General features: G+C 61.4%; 9 protein-coding genes. 5 read left to right on the top strand and 4 right to left on the bottom strand.

Annotated features, from left to right (window positions below; genetic code table 11):
• The first annotated feature begins 1 nt into the window (after position 1).
• From bcsQ to bcsC, 5 genes are read left to right on the top strand one after another with little or no spacing between them, the layout of a single operon-like run.
• Entirely contained in the window at positions 2-733 is a 732-nt protein-coding gene (gene bcsQ / locus Q8K09_RS19135; protein ID WP_305256577.1) for a cellulose biosynthesis protein BcsQ, read from the top strand.
• Positions 730-3,315 (top strand): UDP-forming cellulose synthase catalytic subunit, encoded by a 2,586-nt coding sequence (bcsA, locus tag Q8K09_RS19130; protein WP_305256576.1) that lies wholly within the window; start codon positions 730-732, stop codon positions 3,313-3,315. Before bcsQ ends, bcsA begins: the two co-directional genes overlap by 4 nt.
• The gene (bcsB, locus tag Q8K09_RS19125) at positions 3,312-5,528 is read left to right on the top strand and encodes a cellulose biosynthesis cyclic di-GMP-binding regulatory protein BcsB (RefSeq protein ID WP_305256575.1); all 2,217 of its coding nucleotides are present in this window, start codon (positions 3,312-3,314) and stop codon (positions 5,526-5,528) included. The genes bcsA and bcsB overlap by 4 nt, the downstream gene beginning before the upstream one ends.
• An 8-nt stretch (positions 5,529-5,536) precedes the next feature.
• A complete protein-coding gene (gene bcsZ, locus Q8K09_RS19120) occupies positions 5,537-6,631 on the top strand; it encodes a cellulose synthase complex periplasmic endoglucanase BcsZ (RefSeq protein WP_305256574.1) in 1,095 nt (364 codons plus the stop codon).
• Positions 6,628-10,077 carry a cellulose synthase complex outer membrane protein BcsC gene (gene bcsC / locus Q8K09_RS19115; RefSeq protein ID WP_305256573.1) on the top strand — a complete coding sequence of 1,150 codons (3,450 nt, stop codon included), beginning with the start codon at positions 6,628-6,630 and terminating at the stop codon, positions 10,075-10,077. The genes bcsZ and bcsC overlap by 4 nt, the downstream gene beginning before the upstream one ends.
• A gap of 349 nt (positions 10,078-10,426) precedes the next feature.
• Here the strand turns inward: bcsC and bcsG are convergent, their stop codons facing one another.
• The 4 genes from bcsG to selD all read right to left on the bottom strand — a co-directional run bounded on the left by bcsG (position 10,427) and on the right by selD (position 14,756).
• Positions 10,427-12,076: a cellulose biosynthesis protein BcsG gene (gene bcsG, locus Q8K09_RS19110; RefSeq protein ID WP_305256572.1), complete on the bottom strand. Its 1,650-nt coding sequence runs from the start codon at positions 12,074-12,076 to the stop codon at positions 10,427-10,429.
• Between the two features lie 172 nt (positions 12,077-12,248).
• Positions 12,249-12,527, bottom strand: coding sequence for a hypothetical protein (locus Q8K09_RS19105; RefSeq protein ID WP_305256571.1), 279 nt, complete (start codon positions 12,525-12,527; stop codon positions 12,249-12,251).
• Positions 12,528-12,621: 94 nt separating this feature from the next.
• Positions 12,622-13,722, bottom strand: coding sequence for a tRNA 2-selenouridine(34) synthase MnmH (mnmH, locus tag Q8K09_RS19100; protein WP_305256569.1), 1,101 nt, complete (start codon positions 13,720-13,722; stop codon positions 12,622-12,624).
• Complete coding sequence (gene selD / locus Q8K09_RS19095) at positions 13,722-14,756, bottom strand: selenide, water dikinase SelD (RefSeq protein WP_305256568.1); 1,035 nt, start codon at positions 14,754-14,756, stop codon at positions 13,722-13,724. Before selD ends, mnmH begins: the two co-directional genes overlap by 1 nt.
• Positions 14,757-14,768: the final 12 nt, after the last annotated feature.

The raw sequence follows: 14,768 nt of genomic DNA, 5'->3' as shown, positions 1-14,768 counted from the left end.
TATGCACCTGATTGCCATACAGGGGCTGCGCGGTGGCTGCGGCACTACGTCAATAGTGGCCGGACTGACTTCCGCTCTGGCCACTCTGCACCAGCCTGTGCTGGCGATTGACCTGTGCCCCAACAATATTCTCAGCCTGCATTTTGGCTTGCCGTTCGACGAACCCAAGGCATGGACAGCGCGAGATGTGCAGAGTCCCGCTCAGGCGATCGTTGCCTTTCGCCAACAGGAGCGGGTCTGCGTACTGCCCTTTGGCCGCCGCGCAATCAAGGGCTATACGCCCCAGCGTGCGGTTGAACTGCTTGAACAGGCCCTGCAACAACTGGCGCCGTCGAGCGACACTTTTGTGTTGGTCAACATTCCACCCTACCTGAACCTGCTCACCCTCCTCGACCAGCGGCCCGACATCCACTGGCTGCATGTGCTGGAGGCGGACCCGGCCTGTCATGTCTTGCTCAACTACCAGCTGTATGACAACCAGCACTTGCCACGCAATCACTATTGGCTGATCAACCGCCTGCAACCAGCGCTGAAACTTTCCCACGATCTGCTGGAACTCTGGCGCCTGGCCCTGGGGCAGCTGCTGGTACCTTGCGTGATCCATGAAGACGAGGCTGTTCGCGAAGCGCTGGCGCGCAAGCAACTACTGGCCCAAAGCGCGCCACAGTCGCTGGCCATGCAGGACTTCATGGCACTGGCTAACTGGTGCGTCAAAACGCTGGAGGCCGCATGAATCAGCTCACCCAACCGCTGCCAGCACAGCCGTCTCCCAGCGAGGCCGGCAATTCCCCCTCCGCTACCCGCCATCCGACCCTGCTGATGGCGCTGTTTCGCGTCCTGTGCTGGACGCTGCTGCGCCTGGAGTCAACCAGCTGGCGCTGGCTGCTGGAACACCGGCAACAGCTTTATCCCCAAGCTTGCTGGCTACGCTTGCGCCCGGCGGATCCGCTGCGTGTGTTGCTGCAGAGCCTGTGGTACCTATTGAGAAAGCCTGTCCAACAACGTCCGCCAAGAGCCACGTGGTTGGCAACCTCGTGCCTGCCGGCCTTAAGTCGCTGCCGGCAAGCGTTGTATATACGCATGCTGGCGCGCGATGGCACCCGCCAGATCAGCGCACAACCGGCACCAGCAAGGTCCAACGACAATGGCGCATGGCTGCAGCTGCCGATACTGCTGGTGGCCATAGCGTTGCTGGCGGTGTGCATAACCCAACCCCTTGAACCGTACCAGCAAGCGCTGTTTGCCGGCCTACTCTGGCTAATCGCCTTGAGCGTGGCGCGCTTTTCCGGGCGCCGCGCAACACTGATTCTGATCGTTCTGTCGATCCTGGTTTCCAGTCGTTATTTCTGGTGGCGCTACAGCTCTACCCTGAATTGGGAAAACCCATTGGATTTGAGTTGTGGCCTGCTGTTGCTGGCCGCCGAAAGCTACTCCTGGCTAGTACTGATTCTTGGTTACCTGCAGTCCATCTGGCCACTCGACCGCCAGCCCTGCCCGCTACCTGCCGATGCAACCAAGTGGCCGAGCGTGGATATTTACATTCCGACCTATAACGAAGATATGTCAGTGGTACGCCCGACCGTGCTGGCGGCGCTCGGCATCGACTGGCCGCAAAGCAAGCTCAACATCTGGATTCTCGACGATGGCAAACGCGAAGAATTCCGCCAGTTTGCCGCTGAAGCCGGGGTTGGCTACCTGACCCGCTCGGACAACCGGCATGCCAAGGCCGGCAACCTGAATACTGCGATGGGCAAGACCAACGGTGAGTTCATCGCCGTTTTCGACTGCGACCACATCCCGACCCGCTCCTTCCTGCAGATGACCATGGGCTGGTTTCTGCACAGCCCGCGGCTTGGGGTTTTACAAACACCGCATCACTTCCTCTCCGCCGACCCTTTCGAGCGCAATCTGGATAACTTCCGTCAGACGCCGAACGAGAACACCCTGTTCTACGGCCTGACCCAGAATGGCAACGACCTGTGGGACGCGACCTTCTTTTGCGGTTCCTGCGCCATTTTGCGGCGTGCCGCACTGGAGAGCATTGGCGGCTTCGCCGTGGAAACCGTAACCGAGGATGCGCACACCTCGCTACGCCTGCACCGCCAAGGCTGGACCTCAGCCTACATTCGCATTCCCCAGGCAGCCGGCCTGGCTACCGAAAGCCTCAGCGCACACATTGGCCAGCGCATCCGCTGGGCCCGCGGCATGGTGCAGATTTTCCGTCTCGACAACCCGTTGTTTGGCCAGGGACTTTCGCTCGGGCAGCGGCTTTGCTACTTCAATGCCATGCTGCATTTTCTGTCCGGGGTACCGCGCCTGATCTACCTCACGGCGCCATTGGCCTTCCTGGTCCTGCACGCCTACATCATCTATGCCCCGGCCTTGCTTATCCTGCTTTTTGTAGTGCCCCACATCGCTCATAGCACCATGACCAACTCACGTATCCAGGGCAAATATCGCCATTCGTTCTGGAGCGAAATCTACGAAACCGTGCTCTCCTGGTACATCGCCCGCCCTACCAGTGTCGCCTTGCTCAACCCGCGCAAGGGCACCTTTAACGTTACCGCCAAGGGCGGCCTGATTGAAGACGACCAATTCGACTGGAAGATGGCCAAGCCCTTCCTGTTCCTCGCCGCACTCAACCTGATCGGCCTGCTATTTGGTGTCTATCGCCTACTCTGGGGGCCGAGCGACGAGCGCCTGACCGTACTGATCAGCCTGTGCTGGGTGCTGTACAACCTGGTCATACTCGGCGGCGCCTTGGCGGTGGCGGCAGAAGTCCGGCAAATCCGTCGAGCACACCGCGTTAACCTGCACCTCGACGCAGGAATCCGCCTGCCATCCGGCCATGCCTACCCCTGCACCCTGCTCAACTACTCGGACGGCGGCGTGAGCATTCAGCTCCCCCAGGGGTTGAACTTGAACCTGACCGACGTGACCAGGCTGTCGCTGTTGCTCAGGCGCGGCCACGAGGAATTCGAATTCCCCGCCCGCGGGCGCAGCATTACTCAAGGCCTCCTCGGTGCCGAACTGGAGCCGATGGACCTGCGCCGCCATGGCCGTTTCGTGCAATGCACGTTTGCCCGCGCAGACACCTGGGCGCGCTGGCATGACGGCTTCGAGCAGGACAAGCCGCTCAGCAGCCTGAGCGGGATCGCCCGCGTCGGCATCAGCGGCTATCGGCAGACACTGCTGTATGCCCCGAGTTGCGCTCAGCCGCTGATTGCTTTTCTAGGCAGCGCAGGTCGGTGGTTCGCCTCTTTCGTACCAGTCACCCCCGTACTCAGCATCGTCAAGGCAGGGCCGCACCCATGAATATCCAGTATTTTACCCGTTGCATATTCATACTTTTCAGCTCGATCCTGATCGCGAACAGTACCTTTGCTGCTGCGCCGGAGTCGCCCACAACGGACACCACGCAACCCACCACCTATCAGCGCAGCCTGAGTCTCAGCGAGCTTTCTTCACCCGGCGTGCTACTGCTGCGCAATATGTTGCGCCACCTCTACGCCGAATTCGGTGTGCGCAGCGATGAGTTGATCAGTGCCGCCGAGCTGCATCTGCTCTACACCCCATCACCGGCGCTCAACGCCAAGCGCTCCCACGTCAAGGTGTACCTCAATGACGAACTGATGGGCGTGTTGCCGATCCTCGAAGAAGAACTCGGCCAGGAGGTCAGGCGCACACTCGCGCTGGATACCAGCTTCATTCGCGACTTCAACCACCTGCGCTTCGAGCTGGTGGGCAGCAACGACAGTGCGCCAGAGGACCCCATGCACGCCAGCCTGTGGCTGGACTTCAGTGCCAAAAGCACATTGCAGCTGCGCGTCCTGCGGCTCAAGGTCAGCAACGACCTGGCGATTCTGCCGGAGCCATTCTTCGACCACCGTGACAAGGCGCCCCTGCTGTTGCCGTTCGTGTTCAGCAGCACGCCCAACCCAACCCAACAGACCGCCGCAGCCGTCCTCGCCTCCTGGTTCGGCATCCACAGCGGCTGGCGCGGCGCGTCCTTCCCGGTTTCTTTTGGCGGCTTGCCGGCCAACCGTTCAGCGGTGGTATTTGCCAGCAACCTTCAGCGCCCGATGTACCTCAAGGATTATCCAAAGGTCAGCGAACCTACGCTGGCCATCGTCGACCATCCCACTGCACCTTTCGCCAAATTGCTGCTGGTCCTGGGGGAAGATGACCTGCAAGTGCTCGCAGCAGCTCGCGCCCTTACCCTGGGCAGTAACAGCTTGAAAGGACCGTCGAGCACCCTGCGCATTCTCCCTGAAGCCCCACCCAGAAAGCCCTACGATGCGCCCAACTGGGTGAAAAGCGATGGACCCACGCGCTTCGCCGAACTGATCGATAACCCCATGCAATTGCAGGCGAGCGGCCTGGTGCCTCCGCCGATGAGCCTGACGCTGAGGGTACCGGCGGACCTGTTCATCTGGCGTAGCCCAGGGGTACCGCTGGACCTGCGCTATCGCTATACGCCACCGCTGCAGCAGGAATCTTCGCTGCTCAGCGTCAGCATCAACCAGCATTTCGTCCAGGCCTTTCCCCTCAACGATCCACTGCCTGGACAAATCGCCGGCCTGGCCCAGCAAAATCTGCCCCTGCTCACGCAGCATCCAGGCAGCAAGCGGCTAATGCTACCGGCCCAGCTCATCGGCCCACACAACGAGCTGCGCATGAACTTTACCTTCAATGCCTTGCCCGGTTGCGCCTATGCCAGCAACTGCGCCACCAGCCTGCCGATGAATATCCAGGCGGCGATCGACCCTGACTCCAGCATCGACTTTTCTGCCTTCCATCACTATAAGGCGATGCCCGATCTGCAGGCCTTCGCAGAAACCGGCTACCCCTACAGCCGGATCGCCGACCTCTCGCAAACCTTGGTGCTGACACCCTCCCAGCCAAAACAGGCAGAGCTATCGCTGCTGCTGGCGATCATTGGCCGGATCGGCGCTTATACGGGTTATCCAGCCACTCGCCTGAGCATCAGCGACAATTGGCAAGATGCCGCGCTAAGCCAGCGTGACCTGCTGCTGATTGGCGCCGTTGCGCCAGCATTCAGCAACGAGCAAGGCCCGGAACTGAGCGCCCTTGGTGAGCAGCTCGCCGCCAGTCTCAGTCACCCGGACGACAATGCCATGCCCCCACAGATCAGTGACGCGGCAACCAATCTGGCCGCCCTGGTCGGATTCAAGTCGCCATTTGATGATAAGCGCAGCGTGGTCGCACTGATGGCGGGCGATGCCAGTGGCTACAGCCTGATCGAGCAAAACCTGCTCGATAGCCAGCGCCGCGCCAGAATCGCAGGCTCAGTGACCTTGATGCACGGAGAGCACATCGATGCCGCCATGCTTGGCGACACCTACCATGTCGGCAGCCTGCCCTGGTGGCTGCTGCTCTGGTACCACCTCGCCGACCACCTGCTGTTCCTGATAATTCTGGCTGCGCTGAGCACCGTACTGATCGCCAGCGTGATGTTCAGCGCCCTCAGTTTGCTGGCCAAGCGTCGCTTGCAAGACCCTGCCTGAGGTGCGCGATGAAACCCTGGATGATCTTGCTGTTAGTCCTTTTGCCGCTCGGCAATGCCGCGCATGCCAGTTGCCAGTGGCCATTGTGGGAGCAGTTCAAACAACGTTTTGTCGATACCGGCGGGCGCGTTATCGACAGCAGTGATTCACGGTCGATCACCACCTCGGAAGGCCAGGCCTATGCCCTGTTCTTCGCCCTGGTTGCTGAGGATCGGCATACCTTTGAGCGCCTGCTGCGCTGGCTGGAAGACAACCTGGCCCAGGGCGACCTGCAACGGCACTTGCCGGCCTGGCTCTGGGGGCGCAACCCGGACGGCCAATGGCAGGTGCTCGACGCCAACTCTGCAGCAGACGCCGACCTCTGGCTGGCCTATAGCCTGCAGGAAGCCGGCAGACTCTGGCAGCACGACGAGTATTCACGCCTGTCCGCCCGGCAACTGGCACTGATTCAGCAGCATGAGGTCGCCCAACTGCCGCAACTCGGGCCACTGCTGCTTCCCGGAGCAAAAGGCTTTAGCGGGCAGGACCACTGGACCCTCAACCCCAGCTACTCCCCCCTGCCCTTGCTGCACAGTTTTGCCCATCGCTACCCAGACAGCATCTGGTCGGCGATGCTCGAGCCCAGCCAACGCATGCTCGAACAAACCAGCGCCCGCGGCTTCGCCCCAGATTGGGTCGAGTGGCGCAACGGACAATGGCAGGCATCGGCCAAGAGTGGCTGGCAGGGCAGCTACGACGCCATCCGCGTCTACCTCTGGGCCGGCATGCAGGAGCCAACAGATAACCTGACCCACCAATTTCGCCCAATGCTGCGCTACATCCAGCGGCATGGTTACCCACCCCTGCGCGTCGACAGCCTCACCGGCGCGGCTGAAGGACAAGGACCACCGGGATTCTCTGCGGCGTTGCTGCCCTTGCTGAGCAGAGTCGCAGAACCGCACCTGCTGCAACAACAACTGGCTCGCCTGGCTGCAGAACCCGTGCAAGCGAACGCCTACTACGACCATGTACTGCGTTTGTTCGGCCAAGGCTGGAGCGAGGGGCGCTATCGCTTCTCACCTCGTGGTGCATTGCAACCACAGTCATTAGAGGAATGCTCATGACCAGGCACCTACCGCTTGCCTTGCTGCTGCTGAGCACCAGCATTCATGCCATCGATGTCGGCGAAGCCCGTTTGCAATTGCTGGAGCAGGTACGCACCGGGGAGTCCCGCAACAAGGTGGAGTTGATCGAGGAAAGCCTCTACCGACTGTTCAAGCTCAACCCCGACGACCCCGACGGCCTGGCGGCATTGATTCGCCTGCAAGTGCGCAAGAATCAACTGACTGAAGCGCAAGCCTCTCTCGAACGCCTCAACCGCAGCGCCCCCGACAGCGAGCCGCTCGCCCATGCCCGCCTGCACTTGGCGATCAACGAACCCGAGGCCAAGCAACACCTGCAGCAGGCTCGCCTGCTGGCGCGCGCGGGGCGCCCCGAGGAAGCGCTGGCGGTTTACGACAGCCTGTTCAAGCACGGTTTTCCCAGTAGCGATCATGCCCTTGAGTACTGGCAGGCCCTGGCCAATGCCCCAACCGGTCAAGCCAGGGCCTTGCAGGGCTTGGAACAGCTGGTTGAGCAGTACCCGTACAGCAGCAGTTTTCGCCTGGCCCTGGCCAGACAACGCCTGGCGCGCGACCCGTACAGCGAGGCCGCCCACGCCGATCTGGAGAAGCTGTCCAGCGACCCCTATGCCCGAGCGGGCGTTGCCAGCGTCTGGCAAGACCGTCTCGAACGGCTCCCCGTCAACGAGCGCAGCGCCGCCTTGTGGCGCCGCTACCTCACGCAGTACCCCGAGGCCGACGAGATCGCCAGACAATCTTTGGCTGAACAGGAAGCGTTGCTCGGCAACCCCTCCTTCCAGGCCAAGCAGCGCGCCCTGGGCAATCTCGAAAGCGGTTCACAGGCCTACCCGGCCATCGAGCGCGACCTGCAACTGGCACTCAAGGGTTTTCCGACGGATTCACAAACCCTCGGCGCACTGGGTCTGCTGCGCCAGCGCCAAGGGCGGCAACAGGAGGCCTTGACGCTGTATGAACAGGCTCGCAGCCACGAGGAAAACATCGATAACATGGGCAAATGGCAAACCCTGATCACTGAATCACGCTTCTGGGCCACCCTGAAGGAGGCTGAAGTTGCCGTTGAGCAAGGTCAGCTTGAGCGCGCCGCGCAGCTTTACCAGCAGGCAGCCACACTCAAGTCCAATGCCGCCGAACCACACAACGGCCTTGGCTATATCCAGGCCAGGCGCAACGACATGGCGGGCGCCGAAAGGCACTACCAGGCGGCATTGGCTCGCGACCGCAATAATGCTGCGGCTAAACGCGGCCTGATCAACCTCTATAGCGCCAGCCAACCCGAACGCGCACGGGAAATCATCGCTACCTTACCGGCCGACCAGCGCCAACGCTTCGAGCCCGAATTGAACCGTCTGCAAGCTGCCCAGTTGACAACCCAGGCCCAACAACACGCCGACCAGCAACGCTGGGCCACCGCCAAGCACCTGCTCGATCAGGCCCTGCGCCTGCAACCAGACAACCCCTGGATCGCCTACGACCTGGCCAAGGCCCGGGTGCAACTCGATGACCCGGCTGCCGAGCAGAGTTTTGCCGGCCTGCTGCTGCGCGCGCCTTACGATCCGGCCTCGCGCTATGCCCATAGCCTGTTTCTGGCCAGCCAGGATCGCCCCCAGCAAGCCCTGGCCAGCCTGGCCACGGTGCCCAGGACCACGTGGGACGACGGCATGCGCGCCCTTGATCGGCGCTTGCGCTTCGCCCAGACCATGGATAATGCACGCCAGATGCACGCCCAAGGCCGTGAGCACGCGGCCAGCGACTACCTCAAGGCGCAGCAACGCCACTTTCCAGAAGAGGTTGCCATCCCCCTGACCCTCGGCGAATGGGCCGAACGGCGAGGTAACCGAGCAGAGGCAGAGCGTCAGTACCGACTGGCTCAGCAACTCGAACCGCACAACAGCGAAGCCGAACTCAGCCTGATCGAGCTGGCCCAGCAGCGTCGCGATACCGATGTTCAGCAACGCCTCGATGCGTTTGCCCCTGCCACCCCTTCACCCAGCCAGCAGCGGCGTATCGCCAATCTCTGGCTGCAACTCGGCGAGCAGACCAAGGCCGAGCAAGCGATGATCCAGGCTCGTCTCGCTGCCCCGCAGGACCCCTGGATCTGGCGCGACAGCGGTCGCCTGGCCCTGGCCGGCGGCCAGCCACAAGAGGCATTGGCGGCCTACCGCGAAGCCATGCGCAGCAGCGGCATCGCCCTGGCGTCGGAAGATACCCTGGCATTCACCCGCAGCACCCGCAGCAATGACGAAGACGACTGGCTCAAGCGCAGCATTCGCCGCGACTCCGCCGAGCTCTACCTGCACCAGGCGCCCACCGCCACCGTGCAATACAGCTACCTAGAGAGCAAAGGTACGCCCGGCTTCTCCGATCTACAGGCCGGCTACCTGATCGCCGAAGTGGCGCAACCGCTGGGCAGCGGCCGGGGCTTCCTGCGCGCCGAGCAGGTGACCATGGACAGCGGCAGCTTTGACAACCTGCTCGACGCCGACGATTTCGGCAGCGTGCTCATCTGCCAGCAACGCGGCGAAGCCTGCGACCAGGGCGACCGAAACCAGCGCGAAGCAGGCACTGCGCTGGCCATTGGCTGGCGCGGCGAACGCCTGGAGTGGGACATCGGCACCACCCCACTGGGCTTCCCGGTGGAGGATGTGGTCGGTGGCATCCGCATCAGAGGCGACCTGGCCAAGCTCGGCTGGACCCTGGACGTCTCGCGCCGCGCCCTGAACAATTCGCTGCTGTCATTCGCCGGCACCGAGGACCCGCGCACCGGCGAAACCTGGGGCGGCGTACGCAGCAACGGCATTCGCCTAGGCCTGAGCTACGACGAGGGCGGCAGTTATGGGATCTGGTCGAGCCTGCAGGCACATCGCCTGACGGGCAAGAACGTCGAGGACAACGACCGCTACCGGTTGATGGCCGGAGTCTACTTCCGAATCATCGACGAGCCGGATCGGCGCCTACGCATCGGCGGCAACGCCATGTATTGGCATTACCAGAAAGACCTTAGCGGCTACACCTTCGGCCAAGGCGGTTATTACAGCCCGCAGCAATACCGCTCACTCTCAGTGCCAATCAACTATGCCCAGCGCTGGGGCGACTGGTCGATCTATGCCGAGGCATCGACAGGTTTTTCCTGGTCGCGCAACGACGATTCGCCCTACTTCCCGACCCGCCGCGACTTGCAAAGCGAAGCCGGCAACCCGATTTTCCAGGGCGGGCGCAGCGACGGATTCAGTTACCGCTTCAGTTTCTCGGCAGAACGGCGACTGACCCCGAACTGGTTTGTGGGCGGCATGCTCGGCATGGAGCGCTCGGTGGGCAGCGACTACGAGCCACGCGGCGCCCTGCTCTATCTACGCTACAGCTTCGCCCCCTGGGATGGCGACCTGAAGATGCCTCTGGAACCGCTGGAGGAATACGCCCAGTTCAATTGAACCACTGCAACGGCACAAAGCCCGCATCACTGCCGTGATGCAGGCTTGTTTTTGGCTAGGTCACGACAACCATGAAATCCCGAAACAGCGTAGGTTGGGTTAGCGGCGGGCGCCTATGCTGAATCCAATTCGGCCTTGAACCGCCGCGTAACCCAACATGGCGTCAGCGGCGATGCTTTCAGCGCCTGCACGGTCTGTCGCGGCTAAAGTCCTCTCCCGCGCGAGATTGGTAAGCGAGTAGATCAGCGGCGCCCGCTGGCGGAGCGCCGGTAGTTGAGTCATTCGAGCCCAGTGGACCCCGACAAGGTGTCAGCAGGCCCAAGACTGCGCGGGCTTGCGCCTTATACTCTCAACGTTGCGGATAAGGAATCCAGCCCTGGTTTTCCATGCGCAGGTAATGCTCGTTGTGCAGGCGCACCATGACACTGCCCTCGTTTTCCGCCACTACCATATCCAGCCCCGGTAGATCCCGAGTCACGCCAAGCAGGTCGAAGTCTGCAGTGCGGTAGGCCTCACCATCAACCAGCCGCGCAATCAGCTCAGACAAGGCCTGATAGCTACTCGGCGCCTGAATATGCAGCGGCTGCTGGGGCAGCTGCGCCTTGGCATTGATCAGTTTGATCCCAGCCGGAACATGGGTAACCGTCGGACTGGGAATCTCGCGCATGCCCTTGACCTGCATCAGATCACCGCGCAGGGCCGCACCATGTTCGGCGACGATGACCAGCAGCACGGGCTTGGCAGATGCTTGTAAATGCTCGATGAAACTGTCGAGGTCATCCAGCACCTGGTTTAGGCTGACCTTGTAGTCTGCGCTGACGGCCTTGCCAGTGACCTTGTCCAGCCGCCGATTACCATCGTGCAAGGTGATCGAGTTGTAGAACAACGCCTCACGCGGCGAGCCAGAACTCAGCCGCTGCTGCCACCACTGCGTCAGCACATCGCGATCGCGATAGATCGGCGAGCCGTCGAATCCGGTCAATGCCGGGCGTAATTCGCCGAACGGGCTGGCCTCAGCTTGCAAGCGACCACCGTCACGCAGCAGACCGAGCATGTTGTCGAAGCGACCCGTGTGATTGAGCAGCAGACCATCGGTGTAACCCAACTGCTTGAGGTTTTCGAACAGGAAGCATTGCTTGGCCCCGGGGCGATACAGATCAGCATTCGACGCCTGGCCACAACTGGCGCGCAACAAGCGCAGTACTGCCGGGCCGCTGTAGGTGGCTGCGGAGTTGAAATCATCGAAGAGGATATCCATCTTGGCCCACAGTGGATGTTGGCGCATGCCTGACTCATCAAGATCGTCCCAGGCCAGGGAGCAGATATTCAACATGAGCACATCAACGGGTAAGGCATCAGCCGCCAGCGCACTCGGGAATTGCGTCACCTGCTGGCCCTGGCGCGTATAGAAGTCGTCCAGGGCCGCGTTCAGAAAAGCATCATCGATCACGACTGGCGCCGCATCGCCTGCAACAGGTGCGCCGCTTACCGCAGTCGACAGGCGCACCGCAACGGTCGCCTGCTGCGGCACGAACAATTGGCTATTGCCCAGCACCAGGACCAGCACCAGCGTCGCCACAGTGAAACTGGTCACCCTGATCCACTGACTGATGAACAGGTAGCCGACCAGCAAGATCAACCCCGCGGCCAGCCAGGTCGGGTTGATGAAGCGCCCTGCCAACTCAAGCATATAGTCGGCGCTGAACTGGCCGACCTGGGCGGAGTTGGCGAGCAGGCGACTGAACGGTGGCAGCCAGCTGTCGTAATAGTAAAGGGCTACGCCCAGCGGTATGGCCAGCACATGTCGCAGCCGGTGCAACCAATGCGGCGACAACGGAAATAGCAGAAAAGCGGCGAAGGCCAGATTCTCAAGGGCATGAAAATTTAGCTGGCCGTACCAAAGCAAAACCAACTTGGTAATGAAGTAGAAATTCCACAAGCCCAAACCACGCCAGGAACTCATGGCAGCCGGTAACACCACAGCGCTGCTCTGCTGCATAGCCAATCCCCAATTAGTCAACGCGGCTATATGCGGTCTTACTGCTGCTGCGCCCTGGCGAGCAAAAACTGCACTCATGCTTTAAGCATTGCTGCTGATTGGAAAAAGGCAAATCCTAACGGGCTTGTTTATCGGACTTATCGCAGAGCAATCGAGACGGCTGCCGGGGCAGCTAACGGCCGGCGCGTGACTCGCGTATGTAGAAACGTGCCCGCTCAGCTTTACTGGTGCAACCCTTGTAGCCTTCGAACTGCTGCTGGGTTTTCGCCGCGGTCAATAACGACAAAGCCTTTGAGTAACTAACGGTGCCAGCAAAGCCTTCGGCCTTGGCCAGATCCAGCTCGGACCAGGCTGCATTCAGTTGATTGGCACAACTATCGCGATAAGCAGTTTTACCGGCACAACCGGCCAGCACCAGCATGACCATCGGTAGCAAAATCCAGGCTTTCATGTTGCGCACTCCTTGATATGGGGAAATAAGCAGATGCTCGAAATATGACGGCCGCAGAGCAGAAAAGTGCCAACCCTCACCGACAATCAACCCACTAAGGATGGCCGCGCTGACGCAAGAACGCCACTACGTCAGCCTGTTCGCCCACGAACTCGATCCGTCCGGCCTTGTTCTCCCGTTGGAAGGCATACATGGGGTCGTAATACTCCACCAGCAGCGCCTCGATCCAGCCACGGTGCAGATCCACCACGCCCAGACTCTGCTGCTCCAGCAGAGCCTGATCCATGATCGCCGCCAGACGCTGGTAGCGCTCACCACCCAGGCGTTTGAGGATATTCGCCAGACTCTGCTGCAGGCGCTCAGCGAAGGCCTTGAAACCCTCTGAGGGGCCATATAAGGCGACAAATTCGGCGCAAAGGTCAGTCACGTAATCCTTGAGAATACGCTCAACCCGCCCTGCCACGCTGTCTTCGAGCCAAACCATGGGCGATGCCTGCATCTCCTGGTAGAGCCCCAGCGGCAAGGCGCTCTTACCAATAATACGGCCCTCATCCTCGAGCACGAGCTGCTGGATACCCGCCGCGCGCTTTCTCAGGATGTCGATGGCCAGGGCGTTTTCGAAGTCGATCTGCGTCGGCTGGATCGTGGCGCGCTTACCGAAGCTGGAACCGCGGTGATTGGCATGGCCTTCCAGATCCAGGCTGTTGTCGAGTTGCGCAATCACCTCGGTCTTGCCGGTGCCGGTCATGCCGCCAACCAGAATCAAGTCGCATTGCTCCGTCGCCTGCTGGGTGGTTTCCAGGAGGAAGGTGCGCATCGCCTTGTAGCCGCCGATCACCCGCGGGTACTCGATGCCCGCTTCGCTTTTCAGCCATTGCTGGACGATCTGCGAGCGCAGGCCACCGCGAAAACAATACAGATAGCCTTCGGGGTTGGCCCTGGCAAAGGTCGCCCAAGCCTCGATGCGCTCGGCCTTGAGCGCACCGCTGACCAATTGATGACCCAGTTCGATGGCCGCTTGCTGGCCCTGCTGTTTGTAGCAGGTACCCACTCTCTGCCGCTCACTGTCGTCCATCAACGGCAGGTTGAGCACCCCGGGAAACGCGCCCTTGGCGAACTCCACTGGGGCACGGGCATCCATCATCGGCACGCCGCCGAGAAACAGCTGGCGGTAGTCATGGGTGTTGTCGCGCATCACAGCACCTCGACTGCGTAGCGCTGTCGCTCGAACAGCTGGCCGATTGGCTCAAGTGCCAGGTCCAGTTCGGCGGCAACGGTGAGAAACTCCGCCTCGCCCTCGGCTGTCACTGCAATCAGCAGGCCGCCGCTGGTTTGCGGGTCGCACAGCAGGAGTTTGTACAGCTCGGGAAGCGGCGCGATCTTGTCGCCGTAACTGTCGAAATTACGCTGGGTGCCGCCGGGTATGCAGCCTTGCTCCAGGTAATACTCGGCGCTGGCCAGTCGCGGTACCTTGGCGAACTCAACCCGCGCGGTCAGGCCACTGCCGTCCGCCATCTCAACCAGGTGGCCAAGCAGGCCAAAACCGGTGACGTCGGTCATCGCAGTCACCCCGGCAAGCTTGCCGAAACGACTGCCAGGCTTGTTCAGGGTGCACATCCAGTCGCGCGCCAGGCCGATGTCCTCAGTGCGCAGCTTGGCCTGTTTTTCTGCGGTGGTGAGGATGCCGATACCCAGGGGTTTGCTCAGGTACAGCTTGCAGCCGGCCGTGGCAGTGTCGTTGCGTTTCATGTGGCGCTTTTCTACCAGGCCGGTCACAGCCAGGCCAAAGATCGGCTCAGGCGCATCGATGGAGTGCCCGCCAGCCAGCGGGATACCGGCCTGGTCACAAATCGCGCGAGCACCGCGAATCACCTCGCGAGCCACTTCAGGGGCCAGAACATTGACTGGCCAGCCGAGAATGGCGATGGCCATCAGCGGGTCGGCGCCCATGGCGTAAATGTCGCTGATCGCGTTGGTCGCAGCGATTCGACCGAAATCGAAAGGGTCGTCGACAATCGGCATGAAAAAATCGGTGGTCGACACCACTCCGCGTTCTGCATCGATGGCGTAGACCGCCGCGTCGTCACGCGAGGCATTACCTACCCACAGATTCGGGTCGAGATTCTGCGCACCACTGCCCGCCAGGATCACATCCAGCACCTTGGGGGAAATTTTGCACCCACAGCCAGCGCCGTGGCTGTACTGGGTCAAACGGATCGGCTCGCTCATAAAATCTCACTC

Source organism: Pseudomonas sp. (assembly GCF_030683065.1).
GTDB lineage: Bacteria > Pseudomonadota > Gammaproteobacteria > Pseudomonadales > Pseudomonadaceae > Aquipseudomonas.
The sequence above is the reverse complement of the archived record's forward strand: the minus strand, read 5'-3'. Positions and strand labels throughout refer to the sequence as shown.